20 protein-coding genes and 1 pseudogene are annotated in these 23,691 nt (G+C 40.3%); all 21 read left to right on the top strand.

Annotation, left to right across the window (positions count from 1 at the left end):
- Positions 1-59: 59 nt before the first annotated feature.
- The 21 genes and pseudogenes from AC3E7H_RS04270 to AC3E7H_RS04170 all read left to right on the top strand — a co-directional run bounded on the left by AC3E7H_RS04270 (position 60) and on the right by AC3E7H_RS04170 (position 23,687).
- Positions 60-3,050, top strand: a complete 2,991-nt coding sequence (locus AC3E7H_RS04270) for a type I restriction endonuclease subunit R (RefSeq protein WP_490676167.1) — start codon at positions 60-62, stop codon at positions 3,048-3,050.
- 18 nt (positions 3,051-3,068) lie between these two features.
- Complete coding sequence (locus AC3E7H_RS04265; RefSeq protein ID WP_490676166.1) at positions 3,069-4,208, top strand: AbiH family protein; 1,140 nt, start codon at positions 3,069-3,071, stop codon at positions 4,206-4,208.
- A gap of 70 nt (positions 4,209-4,278) precedes the next feature.
- Positions 4,279-5,034: pseudogene (locus AC3E7H_RS04260) on the top strand (hypothetical protein).
- The gene (locus tag AC3E7H_RS04255) at positions 5,015-6,181 is read left to right on the top strand and encodes a restriction endonuclease subunit S (RefSeq protein ID WP_490676165.1); all 1,167 of its coding nucleotides are present in this window, start codon (positions 5,015-5,017) and stop codon (positions 6,179-6,181) included. Before AC3E7H_RS04260 ends, AC3E7H_RS04255 begins: the two are co-directional and overlap by 20 nt.
- A 9-nt stretch (positions 6,182-6,190) precedes the next feature.
- Positions 6,191-6,730, top strand: coding sequence for a KwaA family protein (locus tag AC3E7H_RS04250; protein WP_414280905.1), 540 nt, complete (start codon positions 6,191-6,193; stop codon positions 6,728-6,730).
- A 1-nt stretch (position 6,731) separates the two neighbouring features.
- Positions 6,732-7,568, top strand: a complete 837-nt coding sequence (locus tag AC3E7H_RS04245) for a hypothetical protein (protein ID WP_490676164.1) — start codon at positions 6,732-6,734, stop codon at positions 7,566-7,568.
- A 42-nt stretch (positions 7,569-7,610) separates the two neighbouring features.
- A complete protein-coding gene (locus AC3E7H_RS04240; protein ID WP_490676163.1) occupies positions 7,611-8,366 on the top strand; it encodes a hypothetical protein in 756 nt (251 codons plus the stop codon).
- 45 nt (positions 8,367-8,411) lie between these two features.
- Positions 8,412-10,013 carry a type I restriction-modification system subunit M gene (locus AC3E7H_RS04235; protein ID WP_490676162.1) on the top strand — a complete coding sequence of 534 codons (1,602 nt, stop codon included), beginning with the start codon at positions 8,412-8,414 and terminating at the stop codon, positions 10,011-10,013.
- Between the two features lie 103 nt (positions 10,014-10,116).
- Complete coding sequence (locus AC3E7H_RS04230) at positions 10,117-10,521, top strand: YbgA family protein (RefSeq protein WP_490676161.1); 405 nt, start codon at positions 10,117-10,119, stop codon at positions 10,519-10,521.
- On the top strand, positions 10,505-10,870 hold the full coding sequence (locus AC3E7H_RS04225; protein ID WP_490676160.1) for a TIGR02328 family protein: 366 nt from the start codon (positions 10,505-10,507) through the stop codon (positions 10,868-10,870). The genes AC3E7H_RS04230 and AC3E7H_RS04225 overlap by 17 nt, the downstream gene beginning before the upstream one ends.
- Positions 10,871-11,056: 186 nt before the next feature.
- Positions 11,057-11,350, top strand: a complete 294-nt coding sequence (locus tag AC3E7H_RS04220; RefSeq protein ID WP_227945965.1) for a helix-turn-helix domain-containing protein — start codon at positions 11,057-11,059, stop codon at positions 11,348-11,350.
- Between the two features lie 259 nt (positions 11,351-11,609).
- The gene (metE, locus tag AC3E7H_RS04215) at positions 11,610-13,859 is read left to right on the top strand and encodes a 5-methyltetrahydropteroyltriglutamate--homocysteine S-methyltransferase (RefSeq protein ID WP_490676159.1); all 2,250 of its coding nucleotides are present in this window, start codon (positions 11,610-11,612) and stop codon (positions 13,857-13,859) included.
- 62 nt (positions 13,860-13,921) lie between these two features.
- Positions 13,922-14,791: a methylenetetrahydrofolate reductase [NAD(P)H] gene (gene metF / locus AC3E7H_RS04210; RefSeq protein ID WP_490676158.1), complete on the top strand. Its 870-nt coding sequence runs from the start codon at positions 13,922-13,924 to the stop codon at positions 14,789-14,791.
- A gap of 333 nt (positions 14,792-15,124) precedes the next feature.
- On the top strand, positions 15,125-17,347 hold the full coding sequence (pnp, locus tag AC3E7H_RS04205) for a polyribonucleotide nucleotidyltransferase (RefSeq protein ID WP_490676157.1): 2,223 nt from the start codon (positions 15,125-15,127) through the stop codon (positions 17,345-17,347).
- Between the two features lie 15 nt (positions 17,348-17,362).
- Positions 17,363-17,980 (top strand): serine O-acetyltransferase, encoded by a 618-nt coding sequence (cysE, locus tag AC3E7H_RS04200; RefSeq protein WP_060955474.1) that lies wholly within the window; start codon positions 17,363-17,365, stop codon positions 17,978-17,980.
- 10 nt (positions 17,981-17,990) lie between these two features.
- Entirely contained in the window at positions 17,991-18,857 is an 867-nt protein-coding gene (locus AC3E7H_RS04195) for a GNAT family N-acetyltransferase (RefSeq protein ID WP_490676197.1), read from the top strand.
- A gap of 3 nt (positions 18,858-18,860) precedes the next feature.
- Complete coding sequence (locus tag AC3E7H_RS04190) at positions 18,861-19,625, top strand: nucleoside phosphorylase (RefSeq protein ID WP_485731911.1); 765 nt, start codon at positions 18,861-18,863, stop codon at positions 19,623-19,625.
- A gap of 223 nt (positions 19,626-19,848) precedes the next feature.
- Complete coding sequence (cysS, locus tag AC3E7H_RS04185; protein ID WP_485731925.1) at positions 19,849-21,192, top strand: cysteine--tRNA ligase; 1,344 nt, start codon at positions 19,849-19,851, stop codon at positions 21,190-21,192.
- Positions 21,185-21,571, top strand: a complete 387-nt coding sequence (locus tag AC3E7H_RS04180; RefSeq protein ID WP_485731913.1) for a Mini-ribonuclease 3 — start codon at positions 21,185-21,187, stop codon at positions 21,569-21,571. Before cysS ends, AC3E7H_RS04180 begins: the two co-directional genes overlap by 8 nt.
- Before the next feature lie 2 nt (positions 21,572-21,573).
- Positions 21,574-22,443 (top strand): helix-turn-helix domain-containing protein, encoded by an 870-nt coding sequence (locus tag AC3E7H_RS04175; protein ID WP_485731915.1) that lies wholly within the window; start codon positions 21,574-21,576, stop codon positions 22,441-22,443.
- Positions 22,444-22,556: 113 nt separating this feature from the next.
- Positions 22,557-23,687, top strand: a complete 1,131-nt coding sequence (locus tag AC3E7H_RS04170) for an ABC transporter ATP-binding protein (RefSeq protein ID WP_049504000.1) — start codon at positions 22,557-22,559, stop codon at positions 23,685-23,687.
- Positions 23,688-23,691 lie beyond the last annotated feature (4 nt).

Below are 23,691 nucleotides of genomic sequence, written 5' to 3'. Positions count from 1 at the left end.
TTCCACTTGGAATATGATATAATAATAGGGAGAATGCAGTCCCTGAAGGAGAAATATAGATGCAGGTAAAACCAGAACTGGAAATAGAAAAACAACTGATAAACCAGCTGGTAACTGGTGAAAGCCAATGGACTTATAGAGAAGACCTAAAAACAGAAGAACAACTATGGGACAATTTCTTTGAGAAACTAGCCCAAAACAACGTTGCTCTGCTAGCAGACCATCCCTTGACTGAGCAGGAAAAACGCCAGATTCAGAACCAACTCAACTTTGTCAGCTACTATGATGCTGCCAAGTGGTTGGTCGGAGAAAATGGCATTGCCAAAGTTGAGATTCAAAGAGAAGATGCAAGTCTAGGCACCATCCGTTTGTCAGTCATTTGGCGTGACAATATCGCAGCAGGAAAGTCTAGCTACGAAGTTGTCAATCAAGTTCAGAGAGAAAAAGTAAATCCTCTGGACCAAGACCGTAGATTGGATGTTACTCTCCTCATCAACGGTTTACCCATGATTCAAATCGAGCTCAAGAGTTCCCAAGCAGCATTTATCGATGCCTTTCATCAGATTAAAAAATATGACCGTGAAGGCAAGTTCCGTGGCATCTACTCTAGCTTGCAGATGTTTGTCGTGACCAACAAGGTCGATACTCGCTATATCGCTGCAGCTCGTGAAAATAAACTCAACAAGCAATTTCTAACCAAGTGGGTGGATAAGGACAATCATCCTGTGACAAATCTGACCAGCTTTGCGCATGAGGTCCTTTCTATCCCTCGTGCCCATCAGATGGTTATGCAGTATTCTGTCATTGATGATAGCAAGAAATCACTCATCCTTTTGCGCCCCTATCAGATCCATGCCATCGAAGCGGTGCAGGAAGCCTCTCGCCAGCAAGCATCAGGCTATGTTTGGCATACAACAGGTTCAGGGAAGACCTTGACCTCTTATAAGGTAGCTCGCAATCTCCTTCAAATTCCATCTATCCAAAAGACGATTTTTGTCGTTGACCGCAGGGATTTGGACCAACAAACCACATCATCCTTTCTCTCTTATGCGACCAATGACGTCATCGATATCGATGAGACGGATAATACACATGATCTGGTCAAGCGCTTAGGAAGTAATGATAAGCGTGTCGTGGTGACAACCATCCAGAAAATCACCACCATGATGCGCAAGTTTGACCAAGGTCTTTACCAACGAGATGCGGACAAAATCAAGGGTCTCCGAGTAGCCTTTGTCGTGGATGAATGCCACCGTGCCGTGACACCACAAACACAAAAAGATATTAAAGCCTTTTTCCCTCAGTCCCTCTGGTATGGTTTTACAGGCACGCCCATCTTTAAGGAAAATAAACGCCAGCAGGTCGGTGACCTAGCTCAAACCACCCAGCAACAGTATGGAGACCGTCTCCATGAGTATACAGTCAAGGAAGCCATCCATGACGGTGCTGTCTTAGGCTTTAAGGTAGACTATCGCAATACCCTCATCACAGACCAGGCTGAAGAAAAAATACCTGATAGCGTCTATGAGAATGAGGAACACATGCTGGAAGTCTTGGATGCCATTATCAATAAATCGCGCCAACAACTGGGCTTCCAAAAAGGAGTGGGTGATACCTACAATGCCATACTTACTGTCAAGTCTATCCCTCAAGCCCAAGCCTACTATGACCTTCTAAAAAAAGTCAAGGCTGGTCAGACACGGGTCAAGGTATCTGAGAGAGTCAAGATGGTCCTTCCTGACTTTCCAAAGGCGACCATCACCTACTCCGTTACGGAGAATGAAGAAGACTCAAGAGCCAACCAAGACCACATGAAGCAGGTCTTAGAGGATTATAACCGAGAGTTTGATACTCACTTTACTATGGCGGATCTTCGTGGCTTTAATACTGATGTCAATAACCGTCTAGCCCGAAAACAGGACAAGTATCTCTATCGAAATGAACAGTTGGACTTGGTCATCGTGGTCAATCGGCTCCTAACTGGATTTGATGCCCCTTGTCTGTCGACTCTTTTTATCGACAGAAAGCCCATGAAACCGCAGGATCTGATTCAGGCCTTTAGTCGAACCAATCGTATCTTTGATTCTAGTAAGAACTATGGCCATATCATCACCTTCCAAAAGCCTCTAGCCTTTAAGGAAGCAGTGGATAATGCCCTCAAACTCTACTCAAATGGTGGAGAAAATGATGTCCTAGCACCTAGCTGGGAAGAAGAAAAGAGAAACTTTTTGAGAAGTTGTAGTGACTTCCAAAATCTCATCACAGATGATCCCGAAGAAGGACTCCAAATCGAACAAATCTCTACACCTGAATTGAGAAAACTAGCCAAGGCTTATCAATCCTTTGATAAATACTTGGCTTCTATCCGAGTTTATAAAGAGTATGACGAGGAAGAAATCTATGCAGAGACAGGACTAACCGCAGAAGACTTGGAAACCTATCTAGGCTTCTATCAAAATATCCTTGCCGAACTTAAAAGTCGTTCAGAAGATGGTGATGAGGATGGGGAGCCACTGGATATCCACTACGAACTGGAGTCTATCCAAGTCGATGAGATCAACTATGCCTATATACTGACCCTGATCCAAAGCCTGATCGAGCTAGAGCAAAGTCAGGAAAAGAGTCTCAGTGCACAGGACAGAGAAGCAGTGGATACCTATATCCAAAGTCTGGAGAAGACCAATCCAAACCTTGCCCAGATCATCTCAGAACTTTGGCAAGAAGTACAGGCAAATCCAGACCGCTACAGAGGTCAATCCATCGCAAATATCCTTGACCAGATGATTGAAGCAGTCATCCAGCAACATATCCAAGACTTTAGCAAGACCTGGTATGTGGGTGAAGATGAACTCCGCTACTATGTCAATCACTACCGCAAGGGAGCTAAAAAACAACTAGGAGAAAGCCAACTGACCAAGAGTCAGCGCTACAAGGACTATAAAGTTGAGGTGGCAGATGCCCTCAATCCACTCCTCTATAAAAAACAAATCAAAGAAGCCTATACCCAACTGATCGAAGAGGTGATTGAGCCACTTAGGGTTGGGAGATAGGAGAATATCGGAGGAAAAATGGCGGATACAATATTGATTTTAGGAAACGGCTTTGATTTAGCCATGGGTCGAAAAACAAGTTATAATGATTTTTTAGAGTTTGCTGAGAAACTGTTTACTGAAAAAGATATTCAGTTAGAGGATTTTCTTTATAGCAATCAGATTGATATTGAAAAGTACAGAAATAATTTATATATTCAATTTATTAATGAGAATAAGTTTAAACTTGGAGATAATTGGTCAAATCTTGAAATAATGATTTCTCAACTTGCTGAAGCAATAGATTTTTTCCGACTAAATTCCGATAAGTTATATCTCGAAAGCGGTGAATTATACCCAAAATATGCTGACCATTTTCATAGAAAGATGAATGAAGAGGGAAATTATGCTTCAAAAATATTCATCGGTACCATTATGTTTAAACTTTATTATAGCTCTGGATGGGATAAACTAGAGAGAGAATTAGCTATATCAGAATTAAATAATCTTTTTATTAATCATCTTGATTTACTGACTGAGCTCTTAGAAATTTATCTTTCGTATAGAGATTATGTAGATTTTGAGATTAATAAAATAGCTCCAGTAGAAACTGCACTAGTTGCAATCAATAATATTTCAGAGTCTAGTGTAATTAATTTCAATTATACACATACACCAAATAAACTATATAACATTTCTTTAGAAAAGACCCATTTTATACATGGTGAAATTGATCTAAACAGAAGTAAATCAGAAATAAATACAATGGTCTTTGGTATAGAAGATAAGAGGAATGAGGTCAATTCTGATTTAATACCTTACCAAAAATACTATCAACGTGTTGTTAAAGAAACTGGGAACTTATATGAAAAATTTTTTATTTATACAAAGTTATCAGATTGGAGTGCAGCAGTTTCAAAGAATATTATTGTGTTTGGACACTCGGTTGATCCACTTGATAAAGAGATATTTGAAAAGTGTTTTGAAATAGCCTATTTAAAAAGATATAATTATCGATTTATTTTTACATACTATAACGAATCTGCTAAAAGATCTATCATTAAGAATTTAGCTATTATTCTAGGGAAAGATAAACTTGTCGAATTAACCGGCAATAGAAATGTTGTATTTATAAAAAGCGATGATGTTGATGGGATGAGAGAAGTTCTTTTGGATTAAATAATCTTTGAATAGTATGTAACTTGCAATAATATTATTAATACTTGATACTTAAGGGAAATGACAATAAATGGATTTTATAATTACATTTCTTAATTCTCAGTTTATTAGTTCCATGATAGGGGCTTTACTAGGTGCTGGTGTAGCAGTTTATGTAGCAAAGCTCCAAAATAAATAGCAACTTAAACAGCTACAAGATGAACATAAGTTACAACGAGAATTTTTTGAAAAACAAGAAGAGAACGAAAGAGAACGTATTTTTTTACAATATACAATTGAGCGAGCAGAACGCTCGTATGAGATATTAAGTGATTTAAGAATTGCTAAAAATTTATTTGCAGATTCAATATTTGAATTCATAAAGATGATCCCTAAAGAAGTAGAATCAGATGAAGATATTGAGTTTGAAAAAATTTTTCCTTTATTATATTCAGATTATTTGCTACCTAAATATGATTCAATTATAAAATTAAGAGATTTATTATTGCTAACTCTGGTTATACAAGATGATATTGAATTATCTAGGTTAAAAGAAGAGGTTCGTAAGGAAGTTGCAATATTTGTAGATTATCACCAAAAAATAAATCGAGTGAAGAATTTTGAAGATTATCAAGAAGTTGCTGATGACTTTATGAAAGAGTCTAAATTAACTGAAAAATGTGATGAGTTAAGGACTTATTTAACGAAGTATATAACCGAAACTACATTTAGGCTAGTTTCTCCAGAGAAAATGGCAGAAAAAATTATAAAACAAGAATATAATGTATCTAATATAAAATTTAAAATAGTGAGAAAGCAGGATAGGGATGGAGAAACCAAGAATTAGGTTCTTAAAAAATAAACATTCATGGGTAAGAAAAACGTTTGAAGAGATAGCAAAAAGGAGAACTAAAAGTTCTGATAACCCTGATTTCCCAAGAATTGAATATCAAGATATAATTTCTGGAGAAGGGAGATTGAACAAAGATTTAAATAAAAATATTGATTGCCGGAAAGGAATAGTGTTTGAAACAAATGATATTTTGTATGGGAAGTTACGTCCATATTTAAAAAATTGGCTACACCCTAATTTTAATGGTATTGCATTAGGAGATTTTTGGGTCTTGCAGGCAAGAAATTGTGATTCAAAATTTTTATTTTCATTAGTACAATCGCCAAAATTTCAAAGAGTTGCAAATGATACATCTGGAACAAAGATGCCACGTTCTGATTGGAAGACAGTGTCACAGACAGAGTTTAGTATTCCTAGTTCTAATGAAGAACAATCCGCTATCGGATCCCTCTTCCGCACCCTCGACGACCTTCTGGCTAGCTACAAGGACAATCTTGCCAACTACCAATCTCTTAAGGCGACCATGCTCTCTAAAATGTTTCCCAAGGCTGGACAGACCGTTCCTGAGATTCGTTTGGATGGATTTGAGGGTGAGTGGAAAATAAAACGTGCAGATGAGATTTTTAAGTCAGTATCTGAGAAAAATAGAGCATTATTGCCTGTGCTGTCTGCTTCTCAAATTGATGGTATGGTTTTGAGAGATGAAATAGGTATTGATATTAAGTATGATGAAGCTACTCTCAATAATTATAAGGTTGTCAAACCAGGTCAGTTTGTAATTCATTTACGTTCTTTTCAAGGAGGTTTTGCTTTATCTAAATTAGAAGGAATAACTTCACCTGCATATACAATTATAGATTTTATTGATAAAGAAAATCACTTACCAGGTTTTTGGAACTCGATTTTAACTTCGAAAGAGTTTATAAAACGGTTAGAGACAGTTACCTATGGAATTCGAGATGGGAAAAGTATTAGTTTTAAAGACTTTTCTAGCTTGAAATTTGTATTTCCAAATCTTGAAGAACAACAAGCCATCGGCTCCTATTTCTCAAACCTCGATAACCTCATTAATACTTACCAAGAAAAAATTTCTAAGCTAGAAACACTGAAAAAGAAACTCTTGCAGGATATGTTTATATAGAATTTTGTTATGAAAAAATTTAAAAGATTATGTTTGTCGTTTTGTTTATCAATTTGTTCTTTTTCGCCAGGTTTAGTCTTGTATCTATTTACTATAGACATTTTTCCCTCACATGATACTTGTGCATGTAGTTTTCTAAAAATAGGAGTGTTGATTATACTGATGCTTTTATTTTCTTTTGGAGTCTTAAGGTATTTGATAAGATTCAAGGAAGCGAATGATACTGCCCAAGTTGAAAGTATACAACCAGTAGAAAATGAAATAATTCCAACTTACCTAGGCCTTTTTGTAATTATGCTGGGTTTAGGTGAATTAACTTTCTTATATCAGATTGTAGTAATAGTCCTCATTTTTCTAATATGGTGGATTCTTATGGAGAGATCGTATTATTTTAATTTGATATGGTTACTCTCATATCGTTATTACAGAGTAACTGATAAATACGGGAATGTCTTTATTATTTATAGTAAGAAAAAAGATGTTAAAGAAACTGGGACTATTGAAGAACTAGTTAGAATAAATAATTTTACTTTTTTGGAGAAGGGATAGTATGTTTTTAGTAAAAGTAGGTCAAATATATAGAAAATTGGAGAACTCGGATGATATTTCAGAATTAGTTGCTCCGGAGATTAATCCTGAAAATAGTAGAGAATTTGATTCAGAAATAAAATTAGAACATGATGAATGGTTCTATGTTAAAATTGATGATTCGCATATGTCTATGGTCAAAGAATATGAAGATAAGTTTTTAAATACTGCGGGTCTAAACGATGTGAATGAAGAAGAGTTCTCGAAAATTGATTTGATTTTTCGAAAAGTTGAAAATGATGGGTTAGTTTTTCAAAAAATCACACAATCAAAGAGACTGGTTGATAGGTCAATCTTGAAATGGGGATATAGATCTGGAAGAGCTGAAAGAACAATTATTGAAAAGGGTATAGAATTAAAATCTGATAATGATGCTTACTTCGATGGGAATGATAAATTGTATTTCAAAAATTTTAGAACGATTCGTAGCTTATTTAAGGGGATTGATGATTACTATCGTATAGCTAGTCTTGCAGAAGTTGATGAGTTTAAAGAATTTAATCTGGTGAGTTTTGTTTCAGACTTTAAAATTAAGACTAATAACTTAAAGATGTTGGCAATTTTAAAAGATGATGAAATTGATTTATCTAATACCACAATAATTAGCACCTTATTAACATCTTATGAACAATACCCAGAGCAGGATTTTAAGGTATCAAAAGGAAAATTTATTATTGATACTAACAAACAATTAACAAGTTTTTTAAAATTGGCGTTAGGGAGATTATATACTAATCCAATTACTAAACATAAGATGGAAGCCAGCTCTGCTAGGCGATTACGGAAGAAGGAAAACTGAAGTGACATTCTTTAAAAATTTATCTATAAAAAGGGAGAACTCATGGTATCTGTAACACAACGTATCAAAGAAATTAACCAACCTAGAGGTGGCTACTTACCTATCAAGTTATTTTCAGTAGAGCAGTTTGAAGACCACAGAGTTCTGCATCCGGTAGAGTCTGTATCTCCTAGTTTAGTGGGGATTTGTGTGGACTACTTGACTCGATTTATGAAAGGGACAGAAGCCCGTGAGGCTTTCAGAATATCTCTCTTGGGAGCTCAGATGGTGGGCATGGGAGACCTAGCAGAAGCACTGCTCGATTTGGTGACAGGATTGGATGATTTATCGATAGAAAGTGCTTGTCGTCTAGCGTCCTTTGATGTCGTTTTTCGTGCAGGGATTAAGTATTATAGGCCTTTTGAGGAAATTATAGTAGATGCAGAAACGATAGAGAATATTTGTATCATGGTGGAGCGAAGCCTTTGTTTCTTTGATCTCTATGGTCCTTTGGTAAAGGATGGCTTTCATTTTCTTGGAGGCTATACAGATACGATTGATAAGGGTGATGGAGATTTTCTGACCAAGGACACATTATGGGATTTTAAGGTGACTAAAACAGCTCCTAATAAAGACCATACACTACAAGTACTTGTATACTATATCATGGGTTTACATTCCTATGATCCTGACTTCCTGTCTATCGAAAATCTTGGATTTTATAACCCTCGAAAAAATATCGTTTATCAACTTCCAGTCTCTGATATTCCTTTGGAATTGATTCGAACGATTGAGAATGAAGTGATTTGTTATAAATGATTGCTTGTTTAAAAAAATTAATTGCAAAACTTAGAAAGAAACACTATGGAAACAACACAAACGTCCCAGTCGCTCTACCAAGCCCTGTGGAACTCAGCGGATGTTCTCCGCTCTAAGATGGATGCTAACGACTACAAGTCCTATCTTTTGGGTATGGTCTTTTATAAGTATCTGTCAGACAAGATGCTCTTTTTCGTGGCTGAGACCATGGAAGAGGGGACTGATAGTCTTGGGGATGCCCTTGAGGTCTATCGCAACTACTACGAGGATGCGGATACTCATGAGGATCTGGTCTCTGTTATGAATGATGAGCTCAACTATATCATCAAGCCAGACTTGACCTTTACGGCTCTAGTGGCGCGTGTCAATGAAGGGACTTTCCAGCTAGAAGATCTAGCTCAAGGTTTTCGTGATATCGAGCAGAGTGACGACCTCTATGAAAATCTCTTTGAAGATATTGACCTCTACTCTAAAAAGCTAGGGGCAACTCCGCAAAAGCAAAACCAAACAGTAGCAGCAGTCATGAAGGAGTTGGCTGTGTTAGATGTGGCTGGTCATGCGGGTGATATGCTGGGGGATGCCTATGAGTATCTGATCGGTCAGTTTGCGACTGACTCGGGTAAGAAAGCTGGTGAGTTTTATACACCTCAGCCTGTTGCCAAACTCATGACTCAGATTGCCTTTTTGGGTCGTGAGGACCAGCTAGGCTTTACCATCTATGATGCGACTATGGGGTCGGGCTCTCTCTTGCTCAATGCCAAGAAATACTCTCACAAGCCGCAGACAGTCGTCTACTTTGGTCAGGAGCTCAATACCTCGACTTATAACCTAGCTCGGATGAACATGATCCTACACGGGGTTCCAGTTGAGAATCAATTTCTCCACAATGCTGATACACTAGACGAAGACTGGCCGACACAGGAACCGACCAACTTTGATGGGGTTCTCATGAATCCTCCATACTCTGCCAAGTGGTCAGCAAGCTCTGGCTTCCTGAATGATCCTCGTTTCTCTCCTTTTGGGAAACTTGCTCCCCAGTCCAAGGCTGACTTTGCCTTCCTTTTACATGGTTACTACCATCTCAAGCAAGATAATGGAGTTATGGCTATCGTCCTTCCTCATGGTGTTCTTTTCCGTGGCAATGCGGAAGGAACCATTCGTAAGGCCTTGCTAGAAGAAGGGGCTATTGATACGGTTATTGGTCTACCTGCCAATATCTTCTTTAATACCAGCATTCCGACCACGGTCATCATTCTCAAAAAGAACCGCATCAATCGTGATGTCTACTTTATCGATGCTTCTAAGGAGTTTGATAAGGGTAAAAACCAGAATATCATGACGGATGCTCATATCAAGAAGATTCTGGAAGCCTACAATTCACGTAAGGAGATTGATAAGTTTGCCCACCTAGCAAGCTATGAAGAAATCGTCGAAAATGACTATAACCTCAACATCCCTCGTTATGTAGATACCTTTGAGGAAGAAGAAGTAGAGCCACTGAAAGACATCGTTAGCAAGATTAACAAGACAAATGAAGCAATTCAAAGCCAAACAGCTTCCCTACTTGAAATGCTCGGTCAACTCCACGGAACCACACCAGAAGCCGATGCTGAGCTCAAAGAGTTTTTGAAAAACTTTAAAGGGTGATGGGGCTAATTAATTCGCTCATATTCCGCTCATAATTCGCTCATTTTTAAGTTACAACTTTGTTTCCATATTTCCTGGAAACGGATAGAAAACAAGGAGAAACATGGAACAAATTAATCAAAAATCCCAGTGTCAGCAACTCTGGGCTAGAAATAAATATCTCGTTTTGAGCCATTCCAGCAATATTTACAATGAGATTCGCCAATATCTCAAGAATGAACAGGTGGAGGTCAGTCATGTTCAAGAACTGATTGACCGTGCCTGTCAAATCCCTGAGCATAGAGGTCAAGTCTGCAATGCCTTTCAGCATATTTGGGGCTATTTCAAAAAGAAAGCGACAGATGCTGAGCGCAAAAACTATATGCTCTTGCTGGATCGCTACCGCTTTGGTCAAGCTTCAAAGGAAGACTTGATTGCTAAGACGAGAGAGTTGCTTGAACGTTACCCAAATGCTTATCTGCAAAATTCTACCTTACTGAAAGGAGACTCCCATGAGACTTTGGCATGAGGCTTTGATTTCACAGCTTCCCCGTCCTCAGCTCCTAGGGCAACACCGAGAGTGTTGTGCTTTGCGTGGCAATGGCTGGGGCAGAAAACATGCGACGGTGGACTATGTCTTTACTCACTCGCCCTATCGTCTCTATGCCTATCATCGCTTGATCATGGAGGAGATGGCTGGCCGTGGCTACAATGTCAGTCCAGAGTGGCTGGACAAGAACTACCGTGGCAAAATTTGCACTCCCTATGAAGACTTAGCAGAGGAGAAGCTAGGCAAGCCTATCTATTGTGAACATGATGCAGAATACTATGAGGAGTGTTTAGCTAATCTCCGAGAGAAGGGGATAGAGTTGGAGTAAGAGTCAGGATTAGCTCCACATTATAACTCTTCTCGTAATTTTTTCGAATAATAAAGATGAGACCTTTAGAGTTTTTCTAAGGTCTTCTTTTTATAAGTATTTGGATTTACTTTTAATAACTTTTGAGTTATAATTTTAAAAAAGCCAAGCGTGAACTGAAGGACTTAAAAGAAAGAGAGTTAAGTGATGAAAAATAGTGCTATTGGGAGTAATTGGAAGGATGTCCGGTCTCAACTCTTCACCAAGGAGGAAATCCTTGAAAGTGATATGCGGGTGGCTATCATGAGTGAATTGATCGAAGCTAGACATGAGCAAGGAATTAGTCAGAAAAAGCTAGAAGAACTCAGTGGAGTAAGTCAGCCTGTCATAGCTAGAATGGAAACAGGTAAGACTAGCCCTCAGTTAGATACCGTCTTAAAAGTTTTAGCCAGTTTAGGCAAGACACTAGCAGTCGTTCCACTTGAACAGGAAAATAGTTGATTAAACTGACCTATAGTCTTTTCTAATAACAAGCCATAGTTAGCTGTCAGTTCACTATTATTTTTCGATGAATCTAGCAACCTTGAAAGTTTGTCAATCTTCATCTATCAAAGGATTTGGGGAATTTTCTCTAAATCTTTTTTTGTGCTCGAAATAGCGATATAGTTTCAAACTATATCAAAGCCTAATTTTTTACAATTATACAGACGCTTTCTTTTCTGTTAAGATAGTTTCAACAACAATTTTTGGAGGACAAAACATGTCAACTACAATTATCGGTTTCCCTCGTTTGGGTGAATTCCGCGAATTAAAATTTACAACTGAAAAATACTTTAGAAAAGAAATCTCAGAAGAAGAACTTTTGGCTGCGGCTAAAGAATTGCGTGCAAAACACTGGAACATCGTCAAAGAAAAAGGCATCACTGAAATCCCATCAAATGACTTTTCTCACTATGACAACTTCCTTGATGCTGCCTTCCTTTTCAACGTAGTTCCTGCATCAGTACAAAACTTAGAATTATCTGATCTTGAACGCTACTTTGCTTTGGGACGTGGTTACCAAGGAGAAAAAGGGGATGTTCGTGCCCTTCCGATGAAAAAATGGTTCAATACTAACTACCACTATATCGTTCCAAAATTTGAAAAAGACACTCAAGTAAAATTGGCTGGACACAAGATCTTTGATGAGTTCCAAGAAGCTAAAGAACTTGGTCTCAACACTCGTCCTGTCCTTGTAGGTCCATTCACTTTCCTTCAATTGTCAGACTTTGAAGAAGGCGTAAAAGCAGAAGACTTCGTAGATAGTTTAGTGTCTGCATACCAAGAAGTTTTTGCAAAATTGGCTGAACTTGGTGCGACTCGTATCCAATTGGACGAAGCTGCTCTTGTAAAAGACTTGACTGCTGAAGAAAAAGCCCTCTTCTTGAACCTCTACAACAAGCTTTTGGCTGACAAGAAAGGTCTTGAAGTTTTGCTTCAAACATACTTCGGTGACGTTCGTGACGTATACGCTGACCTTGTCAAATTGCCAGTAGATGCTATCGGTCTTGACTTCGTTGAAGGTAAGAAAACTCTTGAACTCGTTAAAGGTGGCTTCCCAGCTGACAAGACTCTTTATGCAGGTATTGTCAATGGTAAGAACATCTGGCGCAACAACTACGAAAAGAGCTTGGCTGTTCTTGAGCAAATCCCTGCTGAAAACATTGTTTTGACAAGCTCATGTTCACTTCTTCATGTGCCATTTACAACTGCTAACGAAGAATTTGAACCAGCTATCTTGAACCACTTTGCATTTGCAGTTGAAAAGTTGGATGAAATCCGTGACTTGGATGCTATCCGCAACGGTCAAGGTGCAGAAGCACTTGCAGCTAACAAAGAACTCTTTGCGACTGAACGTGTTGGTGAAAATGCGGAACTTCGTGCTCGTATTGCAGGATTGACTGACGCAGACTACACTCGTTTGCCAGCCTTTGCTGAACGTGAAGCTATCCAAGAAGAAGCCTTCAAACTTCCAGCTCTTCCAACAACAACCATCGGTTCATTCCCTCAAACAAAAGAAGTTCGTGCTAAACGTTTGGCCTTCCGTAAGGGTGAATTATCACAAGAAGAATACGATGCCTTCCTTGCTGAAACCATCGACGAATGGATTAAATGGCAAGAAGAAGTTGGGTTTGACGTGCTTGTACACGGTGAATTCGAGCGTAACGACATGGTTGAGTACTTCGGTCAAAACTTGTCAGGTTACCTCTTCTCTAAAAACGGTTGGGTACAATCATACGGTATGCGTGGGGTTAAACCACCAATCATCTGGGGTGATGTCACTCGTCTCAACCCAATCACTGTGAAATGGTCTAGCTACGCACAAAGCCGTACTGACAAACCTGTTAAAGGTATGTTGACTGGACCTGTTACTATCCTTAACTGGTCATTCCCACGTGAAGACATCTCTATCAAGGATTCTACTCTTCAAATCGCTCTTGCAATCAAGGATGAAGTTCTTGACCTTGAAGCTGCAGGCGTGAAAATCATCCAAATCGACGAGGCTGCTCTTCGTGAGAAATTGCCACTCCGTCGTAGCGACTGGTACGAAGACTACCTTGACTGGGCTATTCCAGCCTTCCGCTTGGTACACTCAACAGTAGCACCAGACACACAAATCCACACTCACATGTGTTACTCAGAATTTACAGATATCATCCCAGCTATCGACAACTTGGATGCCGACGTTATCTCATTTGAAGCAAGCCGTTCAAACCTTGAAATCTTGGACGAACTCAAAGCGAAAAATTTCCAAACAGAAGTGGGTCCTGGAGTTTACGATATCCACTCACCTCGTGTGCCTAATGAAGGCGAAATCGACCACACCATCGAAGCCATCCTTGCGAAAGTTCCAAGCAAGAAAGTATGGATCAACCCTGACTGTGGTTTGAAAACACGTGGTATCCCAGAAACTAAAGAAAGCTTGATCCGCCTTGTAGAAGCTGCTAAAGCTGCACGTGAGAAATTGTAAGAAAAGACAATTCTCCCTACATGGTTGATCAGTAAGAAATCAACTAGAAAAGGTTCATACATATGTCACGTCAAACACCGTCCCTCTCATTTGAAGTTTTCCCTCCAAACCCAGCAGTAGGCAATGACAAAATTATTGCAGCCCTGAAAGATATGCAGGACTTGGCCCCACACTTCATCAGTGTGACTGCTAGCAATAATAAATTTAATATCAAAGAGACGACGGTTCGTTTGGCTGACTATATCCAAAATGATTTGGAGATTCCAACCATTGCTCACTTGCCAGCCATTTACTTGACCAAGGACAAGGTGGCTGAGACCATTGCGGATTTGGATAAGGTGGGAGTACAGAAAATCTTGGCCCTTCGTGGAGATATCATTCCAGATGTTGAGCCTCAAAAAGATTTCCGTTATGCGACAGACCTGATTGAATTCATCAAGGAGCAGGCCCCACACTTTGATATCATTGGTGCTTGTTATCCTGAGGGACATCCTGATTCGCCAAACCAAATCTCAGATATTCAAAATCTCAAGAAAAAAGTGGATGCAGGCTGCTCAAGTCTTGTAACTCAGCTTTTCTTTGACAATGAGCGTTTCTATGATTTCCAAGACAAGTGTACCTTGGCTGGAATTGACGTGCCTATTCATGCGGGTATCATGCCAATCCTCAACCGTAACCAAGCTCTTCGTCTTTTGAAGACTTGTGAGAATATCCATCTCCCACGTAAGTTTAAAGCCATCTTAGACAAGTATGAGAATGACCCTGAGTCACTCAGAGCAGCAGGACTTGCCTATGCCGTGGACCAAATCGTGGACTTGGTAACTCAGGACGTTGCAGGTGTGCATCTCTACACTATGAACAATGCAGAAACTGCCCAATACATCCATCAAGCAACCCATGCCTTGTTCAATCATCAACCTCAAGGATCATAAACAATAAACCATTCCTCTTTTTCATGGAGGAATGGTTCCTTTTTAATAGAAAAGCCCGCACTTTTTAAGAAAAATATGATAAAATAGACTCTGTACGTACTTGATACAAAGATGAGGGTATATAAGTTATTAAGGTTGCAAAAACTCAACTCTAAATGTCCAAAATATCATGAGTAATTGAACACGCCTACAACTCTGTGGAAAAAGATAAATCTGCCTAGGAGCAGTCGCTCCGTCGTTCGATTTCCTATTTTCCTTTGAGTTGCTTAACGGCTTAGTATCTTGATCTTTGTAGGCAAGGCGTATAATTTTATCAATCCAAAGGGGATTAAAATGACAAAACAAGTGTTTCAAACGACTTTTGCGGGTCGTGAGTTGATTGTAGAGACTGGTCAGGTTGCTAAGCAAGCAAATGGTGCTGTTGTCGTGCGTTATGGTGAATCAACTGTCTTGACTGCTGCCGTTATGTCTAAGAAGATGGCAACTGGGGATTTCTTCCCACTTCAAGTCAACTACGAAGAAAAAATGTATGCAGCTGGGAAGTTTCCTGGTGGCTTCATGAAACGTGAAGGACGTCCTTCAACAGATGCGACTTTGACAGCGCGTTTGATTGACCGTCCAATCCGTCCGATGTTTGCGGAAGGTTTCCGTAATGAAGTGCAAGTGATCAATACGGTTCTTTCTTACGATGAAAACGCATCTGCACCAATGGCAGCTATGTTTGGTTCATCATTGGCCTTGTCTATCTCAGATATTCCGTTTGACGGACCAATCGCTGGGGTACAAGTGGGCTATGTGGATGGTCAAATCATCATCAACCCTACGCAAGAACAAGCAGAGCAATCGCTTCTTGAATTGACAGTAGCAGGTACGAAGCACGCTATCAACATGGTAGAATCTGGTGCCAAAGAATTGTCAGAAGAAATCATGTTGGAAGCTCTTCTCAAAGGACACGAAGCCGTTAAAGAATTGATTACCTTCCAAGAAGAAATCGTTGCGGCAGTTGGTAAAGAAAAAGCAGAAGTAGAATTGCTTCATGTAGATGCTGACTTGCAAGCTGAAATCATCGCAGCCTACAACAGCGACCTTCAAAAAGCGGTCCAAGTAGAAGAAAAATTGGCGCGTGAAGTTGCAACTCAAGCAGTTAAAGACCAAGTTACAGCAGTTTACGAAGAAAAATATGCAGACCACGAAGAATTTGATCGTATCATGCGTGATGTGGCTGAAATCTTGGAACAAATGGAACACGCTGAAGTGCGCCGTTTGATCACAGAAGACAAGGTTCGTCCTGACGGTCGTAAGGTCGATGAAATCCGTCCTTTGGATGCGGTTGTTGACTTCCTTCCTCGCGTACATGGTTCAGGACTCTTTACGCGTGGACAAACTCAGGCTCTTTCTATCTTGACTTTGGCGCCAATGGGTGAAACTCAAATCATCGATGGTTTGGATCCAGAGTACAAGAAACGCTTTATGCACCACTATAACTTCCCTCAATACTCTGTAGGGGAAACAGGTCGTTACGGTGCGCCTGGTCGTCGTGAAATTGGTCACGGTGCTCTCGGTGAGCGTGCACTTGCTCAAGTATTGCCAAGCTTGGAAGAATTCCCATATGCGATTCGTCTAGTAGCAGAAGTCTTGGAATCAAACGGTTCTTCATCTCAAGCCTCTATCTGTGCAGGAACACTTGCCCTTATGGCTGGTGGTGTGCCAATCAAGGCGCCAGTAGCTGGTATTGCTATGGGTCTTATCTCAGATGGAAACAACTATACAGTATTGACAGATATCCAAGGTTTGGAAGACCACTTTGGTGACATGGACTTCAAGGTTGCAGGTACTCGTGATGGGATTACAGCCCTTCAAATGGATATCAAGATCCAAGGGATTACTGCAGAAATCTTGACAGAAGCTCTTGCCCAAGCCAAGAAAGCTCGTTTTGAAATCCTTGACGTCATCGAAGCTACCATTCCAGAAGTTCGTCCAGAATTGGCTCCAACTGCTCCGAAAATTGATACCATCAAGATCGATGTGGACAAGATTAAAATTGTCATCGGTAAAGGTGGAGAAACCATTGATAAGATCATCGCTGAAACAGGCGTTAAGATTGACATCGACGAAGAAGGTAACGTATCGATCTATTCTAGCGACCAAGTTGCCATCAACCGTGCTAAAGAAATCATTGCTGGTTTGGTTCGTGAAGCGAAAGTGGACGAAGTCTACCATGCCAAAGTTGTTCGTATCGAGAAATTTGGTGCCTTTGTCAACCTCTTTGACAAGACAGATGCCCTTGTACACATCTCTGAAATGGCTTGGACTCGTACTAATAATGTAGAAGATTTAGTTCAAATTGGTGATTTTGTAGATGTGAAGGTTATTAAGATCGATGAAAAAGGTCGTGTAGATGCTTCTATGAAGGCACTCTTGCCACGTCCACCAAAACCTGAACGTTCAGAAGAAAAAGGGGATAAAGGTCCTCGTCATGGAGATCGTCCTCGTCACCACCACAAGGACCACAAACCTAAGAAAGAAACTACAGAAACACCAAAAGACTCAGAATAAGAAAAGGAGAAATGTATGGGATGGTGGCGTGAAACCATTGATATCGTAAAAGAAAATGATCCAGCGGCTCGCACCACTTTGGAGGTTCTATTGACCTATCCTGGTGTCAAAGCCTTGGCTGCCCACCGTCTCTCTCATTTTCTCTGGAAACACGGCTTTAAGCTTTTAGCTCGCATGCATAGCCAATTTTGGCGTTTTTGGACGCAGATAGAGATTCACCCTGGAGCTCAGATTGAATCAGGTGTCTTTATCGACCATGGTTCAGGTCTTGTAATTGGGGAGACGGCTATCGTTGAAAAAGGGGTTCTTCTCTACCACGGGGTAACTCTTGGCGGGACAGGGAAGGATGTTGGCAAACGCCATCCGACCGTTCGTAAAGGAGCTCTCATCTCTGCTCATGCTCAAGTCATTGGACCTGTAGAAATCGGTGAAAATGCCAAAGTCGGTGCTGCAGCGGTTGTTGTTGCAGATGTTCCTAGCGATGTGACGGTTGTCGGAATTCCAGCTAAGATTGTCCGAGTGCATGGGCAAAAGGATGAACCAACCATTCACGAAGTTGAAGTAAAACGGGAATACTACGTCAATAAACTTGAGCAGGCGAGAGATGCCAGTCATAGATCGTCAGGTTTATAGAGGAACCTATATGATTCAAGCAAGAAACAAGTTAAGCCAAGAGGAGCTATCTGAGGCGAAAAAACTAATTAACTGTTGCCAAGCCTATGATGGAACTTATCGTGATCCTTATCTTTCTAACATGCTCAATTTTAACCCCGATATGCCCGCCTTTTTCCTTTATTATGAAAAAGGTGAACTTGTTGGCCTATTAACCGTCTATGCAGATGACCAAGATGTGGAAGTAGCGATCCTGGTCCACCCTAATCATCGTCGTCAAGGAATTGCGCAGGCTTTGTATAGAAGTTTTGAGAAAGCAACAGCTTCTTTTCCGATTCATTCAGTCACTCTTCAGACAGAGCGTGTTTTTCTAGACCGCCATCCTGATTTTGTCAGCAACTGGGGATTGGTCGAGGATGGAGAGACAGAAACTTGGTTAGGTAAGGATAGAAGACCTTATCCGTTAGCAAAGCTTTCCAATCTTGAAGTTTTGTTAGCAGATAGTTCGTATCGTGATCAAATTAGTCAATTAAAATTTCAGGCATTTTCAGAGGAACATGAATCAAGAGAAGTTGTGGATAGATATGTCGCTGAAGCTCTGAAGGATCCAGAAAGTTGCCTATATATTTTATTAAAAAACGGTCAGGTTATTGGAACTTGTACGGTCGATGTGTCTGGAAAATGCAATTACCTTTATGGACTTGCGATTGCTGAAGTCAATCGTGGAAAAGGTTACGGAAGCTATCTAGCAAAATCCCTCGTCAACAAACTGATTGAGCAAAATGACAAGGAGTTTCAGATTGCTGTGGAAGATAGCAATGTAGGTGCCAAACGTTTGTATGAAAAGATTGGCTTTGTCAAACAAACTCAAGTGGTTTATCTGAATGAGAAAGAGTAATAAATGCTATTAGAAGAATTTGAAAATGTGCCTGCTGTTATCGAGCCGACTGATCGAAGTATTCGTGCTGGTGGGGAAATCTGTGATACCATTATCTTGTCTTTTAATGGAGAAATCCTTGAACGAGTAAAGCAGATAGACGGAGTTTATGAAGGTGGTTATCTCACCAACCTAAATGGTAAATTTCCATGGTATATCTATGAAAAAGATGGGAGTAAGGTAGCAGTTGCTATGGCTCTTATTGGAGCTCCAATGGTTGTTGGACTCTTAGAAGAACTCAAAGCAAGAGGATTTAAGAACTTTATCGTTTTAGGATCTTGCGGGGTTCTAGACCAGTCTATTCAAGCAGATAAGATTATCCTACCAAGCTCGGCTTTACGTGATGAAGGTACTAGTTATCACTATGCTCTAGCAAGTGATGAAATAGCCTATGAGCAATCTCTACTCTTAACTATGGAAAAAGCCTTGGATAAAGCTGGCATTGAGCATATTCGAACAAAGTCTTGGACCACAGATGCCTTCTATCGTGAAACAGCTGCTAAGGTCAAACGAAGACTAGCAGCAGGAGCTAGAGTTGTAGATATGGAAGCTTCAGCTATCATGGCCTGGGCCCAATATCGACTAGCCAATGTCTATCAGTTTTTCTACACAGCTGACTATGTCGACCATCAAAATCACGAATGGGATGCTAGACGCGAGGATAGAAAAGCGGATGCTATGACTTTCTTTGAGATAGCCCTAGTAATTGCTCAAGAGTTAGTTGACTAGTCTTTACGATAAATTCGAAACAAGAAAGGAAGGGAGCCTAACGGAAAACATAGCAATAAAACTTCCGTAGTGACTCCCTTCATCTTTTTACTGTATTCTTCTTTTATGTTTAGAAAGGAGCAAGGAAATCCGATTTGTGACAGGCAATCGGACTAAAATTTAGTTGAACAGTTAGTTATGAAAATATCTGTTTATGAATTTTAGCTTTCCTGACTATTATTTTATGATTAAAATCTATGACACCATGTCTCGTGATTTACGAGAATTTGTCCCAATTACAAAGGGAGAGGTTCTCATGTATGTCTGTGGGCCAACTGTATACAATTATATCCACGTGGGGAATGCCCGCTCGACAGTAGCCTTCGATACCATTCGTCGCTACTTTGAGTACCGTGGTTATGAGGTTGCCTACATTTCCAACTTTACCGATGTAGATGACAAGATTATCAACCGAGCCAAGGAAGAAGGCATCACACCTCAGGAAGTTGCGGACAAGTACATTGCTGCCTTTCGTGAGGACGTGACGGCTTTAGGCGTGAAGCCTGCAACTCGTCATCCTCGTGTAGTCGAGTTTATGGATGATATTATTCTTTTTGTTGTTGATTTGATTGAAAAGGGCTATGCTTATGAGAGTCAAGGAGATGTCTATTTCCGTGTGGAAAAATCTCATAACTATGCTAAGTTAGCTAATAAAACACTAGAAGACTTGGAACTAGGTGCTTCAGGTCGTACCGATGAAGAAACGGCTCGTAAGGAAAATCCTGTAGACTTTGCTCTTTGGAAATCTGCTAAACCAGGTGAGATTTCTTGGGACAGTCCTTGGGGACCTGGCCGTCCAGGCTGGCATATCGAATGTTCGGTCATGTCAACGGAGATTTTGGGTGATACCATCGATATTCACGGTGGTGGAGCTGACCTTGAGTTTCCTCACCATACCAACGAAATTGCCCAGTCTGAAGCTAAAACAGGCAAGACCTTTGCCAACTACTGGATGCACAATGGTTTTGTCAATATCGACAATGTCAAGATGTCTAAGTCTTTGGGTAACTTCATTACGGTACACGATGCCCTCGAAACGATCGACGGTCAAGTATTGCGTTTCTTCTTTGCGACTCAGCATTACCGTAAGCCTATCAATTTTACGGAAAAAGCAGTGCGTGATGCGGAGACCAATCTCAAGTATTTGAAGAACACCTATGAACAACCATTTACTGGAACTGTTGATCCAGGAGAATTACAGTCTTTCAAAGACAAGTTTGTGGCTGCCATGGATGAAGATTTCAATACAGCTAACGGAATCACAGTTGTCTTTGAAATGGCCAAGTGGATCAACTCAGGAAACTATGATGCGGCTGTCAAGGAAACTCTTGCAGCTATGTTAGAAGTCTTTGGAGTGGTCTTTGTTGAGGAAGTTTTGGATGAAGAGATTGAAGCCTTGATCCAAAAACGTCAAGAAGCACGTGCAAATAAAGACTTTGCAACAGCTGACCAAATCCGTGACCAACTGGCTGCACAAGGGATTAAATTGCTTGATACCAAGGATGGAGTGAGGTGGACACGTGATTGATGTCAATCTCATTAACGGGATTGCGCTAGCCTTTGAAGGAGATGCGGTATATTCCATGTATATTCGCCGTCACCTCATCCTCAAAGGTATGACCAAACCCAATAAACTTCATCAAGAAGCGACCAAGTATGTGTCAGCCAAGGCTCAAGCTCATTTGATCTCCCTCATGCTGGAGGAGCAAGTCCTGACGGAGAAAGAAGAAGAAATCTATAAACGAGGCCGTAATACCAATAGCCACACAAAGGCTAAAAATGCTGATGTGGTGACTTACCGTATGTCCACAGGTTTTGAAGCAGTGATGGGCTATCTTCATATGACTGAAAATGTGGAGCGCCTCGAAACCTTGATTTCTTGGTGCATCCAAAAAGTGGAGGGCTAGAGATGATTGCAAAAGAACTACTAGATTGGTTTCCTGATGGTAAAATCTTAGATCAGCCAGTTGATAAAGAGGGTTATCTAAGTCTACCTCTGTCAAATTATCAGTGGCTTTTGCTTGAGGAAGCTAGTCTTAGCGAGCGTGAAAAACAACTGGTGGCTCTCTTAACCAAACAGGAGCAAACCATTTCCCTCAATCCTTGGTATAGTTATCTCATTGAAGGCAAAGGACAGGCACCGCAAAACTTTAAAAAATTGCAGCTTGTCTATTGTCACCTATCTTATTTTCAACAGGAAAATTTAACGTCTTGGTTAGAAATGATGGGAACCCTCTTTCCAAATTGTCAAACAGTGCTTCAGGTGGGAGCGCAGGATTACATTTTTGTTCTCCAACAGGACAAGTATACCTCGGTTCGCTCAATCTTGATGGATACCTTGGAAGCCGTAGAATATGACTTTGGAGTACGTTTATCCATCATGTTAGGTCAGGTCTGGTCACAGACAGGAAATCAGAGTTTGACAGATTTCATCAAAGCAGAACGTGACTTGTTTAAAAACTGGTGGCGACAAGGGCATCAAGGTTTCCATACTTTTTCTCAACTCTATCTGTGGAGTATGGGTGAAAGAATTGTGGATCTTCGAGTTATCAAGGAATATCTGCATCGGATGATTGTGGACCAGGATCAGATTCAGGAAATCATCCTTTCACTGTGGGAAAACAGTGCAGTCCTGACAAAAACAGCTCAACAACTCTATCTGCATCGCAATTCTCTCCAGTACAAGATTGATAAATGGGAAGAATTGACCGGTCTTCAGTTGAAAGAATTAACTGACCTCACCTTGTGTTATCAGTTGATTTTACCAGATATAATCTAAAGTTTTGTGCAAGTTGCACAGAACTTTTTTATTTTTTTGGTCACCTTGCCATAGAAAAGTAAAACGTTTTCATCTATAATAAAACTATCAAATGACAAAAGGAGTTCTCCACAATGGTAGAATTAAATCTTAAAAATATTTACAAAAAATATCCAAACAGCGAACACTATTCAGTTGAAGATTTCAACTTGAACATCAAAGACAAAGAGTTTATCGTTTTCGTAGGACCTTCAGGATGTGGTAAATCAACTACTCTTCGTATGATTGCTGGTCTTGAAGACATCACAGAAGGTACTGCATCTATCGATGGCGTGGTTGTCAATGACGTAGCTCCAAAAGACCGTGACATCGCCATGGTATTCCAAAACTACGCTCTTTACCCACACATGACTGTATACGATAACATGGCCTTTGGTTTGAAATTGCGTAAATACAGCAAAGAAGACATTGACAAACGTGTACAAGAAGCAGCTGAAATTCTTGGTTTGAAAGAATTCTTGGATCGTAAACCAGCTGACCTTTCAGGTGGTCAACGTCAACGTGTTGCCATGGGTCGTGCGATCGTCCGTGATGCAAAAGTATTCTTGATGGACGAACCTTTGTCAAACTTGGATGCAAAACTTCGTGTATCAATGCGTGCTGAAATCGCTAAAATCCACCGTCGTATCGGAGCTACAACTATCTACGTAACTCACGACCAAACAGAAGCGATGACACTTGCAGACCGTATCGTTATCATGTCAGCAACTAAAAACCCTGCTGGTACTGGTACTATCGGACGTGTTGAACAAATCGGTACTCCTCAAGAAGTTTACAAAAACCCAGTTAACAAATTCGTAGCAGGATTCATCGGAAGCCCAGCTATGAACTTCATCAACGTTAAATTGAACGGTGACCGCATTGTTGCTGACGGATTTACTTTGAAAGTTCCAGAAGGTGCTTTGAAAGTTCTTCGTGAAAAAGGCTACGAAGGAAAAGAATTGATCTTCGGTATCCGTCCAGAAGATGTAAATGCAGAACCTGCTTTCCTTGAAACATTCCCAGAATCAGTTGTGAAAGCAACGATCTCTGTATCAGAATTGCTCGGTTCAGAATCTCACCTATACTGCCAAGTTGGTAAAGATGAGTTCGTTGCAAAAGTTGACGCTCGTGACTACTTGCAAGCAGGTGCAACAGTTGAACTTGGATTTGACTTGAACAAAGCACACTTCTTCGACGTAGAAACTGAAAGAACAGTTTACTAAGATA

This window comes from Streptococcus sp. SCPM-O-B-15304 (M98) (assembly GCF_058200215.1).
The sequence above is the reverse complement of the archived record's forward strand: the minus strand, read 5'-3'. Positions and strand labels throughout refer to the sequence as shown.

Coding starts and splice junctions, on each gene's coding strand:
- metF (WP_490676158.1), top strand. CDS start 13,922: ATGTCACGTCAAACACCGTCCCTCTCATTTGAAGTTTTCCCTCCAAAC.
- cysS (WP_485731925.1), top strand. CDS start 19,849: ATGATTAAAATCTATGACACCATGTCTCGTGATTTACGAGAATTTGTC.
- AC3E7H_RS04270 (WP_490676167.1), top strand. CDS start 60: ATGCAGGTAAAACCAGAACTGGAAATAGAAAAACAACTGATAAACCAG.
- metE (WP_490676159.1), top strand. CDS start 11,610: ATGTCAACTACAATTATCGGTTTCCCTCGTTTGGGTGAATTCCGCGAA.
- AC3E7H_RS04230 (WP_490676161.1), top strand. CDS start 10,117: ATGGAACAAATTAATCAAAAATCCCAGTGTCAGCAACTCTGGGCTAGA.
- AC3E7H_RS04255 (WP_490676165.1), top strand. CDS start 5,015: ATGGAGAAACCAAGAATTAGGTTCTTAAAAAATAAACATTCATGGGTA.
- AC3E7H_RS04225 (WP_490676160.1), top strand. CDS start 10,505: ATGAGACTTTGGCATGAGGCTTTGATTTCACAGCTTCCCCGTCCTCAG.
- AC3E7H_RS04240 (WP_490676163.1), top strand. CDS start 7,611: ATGGTATCTGTAACACAACGTATCAAAGAAATTAACCAACCTAGAGGT.
- pnp (WP_490676157.1), top strand. CDS start 15,125: ATGACAAAACAAGTGTTTCAAACGACTTTTGCGGGTCGTGAGTTGATT.
- AC3E7H_RS04245 (WP_490676164.1), top strand. CDS start 6,732: ATGTTTTTAGTAAAAGTAGGTCAAATATATAGAAAATTGGAGAACTCG.
- AC3E7H_RS04235 (WP_490676162.1), top strand. CDS start 8,412: ATGGAAACAACACAAACGTCCCAGTCGCTCTACCAAGCCCTGTGGAAC.
- AC3E7H_RS04195 (WP_490676197.1), top strand. CDS start 17,991: ATGATTCAAGCAAGAAACAAGTTAAGCCAAGAGGAGCTATCTGAGGCG.
- AC3E7H_RS04265 (WP_490676166.1), top strand. CDS start 3,069: ATGGCGGATACAATATTGATTTTAGGAAACGGCTTTGATTTAGCCATG.
- AC3E7H_RS04190 (WP_485731911.1), top strand. CDS start 18,861: ATGCTATTAGAAGAATTTGAAAATGTGCCTGCTGTTATCGAGCCGACT.
- AC3E7H_RS04175 (WP_485731915.1), top strand. CDS start 21,574: ATGATTGCAAAAGAACTACTAGATTGGTTTCCTGATGGTAAAATCTTA.
- cysE (WP_060955474.1), top strand. CDS start 17,363: ATGGGATGGTGGCGTGAAACCATTGATATCGTAAAAGAAAATGATCCA.
- AC3E7H_RS04220 (WP_227945965.1), top strand. CDS start 11,057: ATGAAAAATAGTGCTATTGGGAGTAATTGGAAGGATGTCCGGTCTCAA.
- AC3E7H_RS04250 (WP_414280905.1), top strand. CDS start 6,191: ATGAAAAAATTTAAAAGATTATGTTTGTCGTTTTGTTTATCAATTTGT.
- AC3E7H_RS04170 (WP_049504000.1), top strand. CDS start 22,557: ATGGTAGAATTAAATCTTAAAAATATTTACAAAAAATATCCAAACAGC.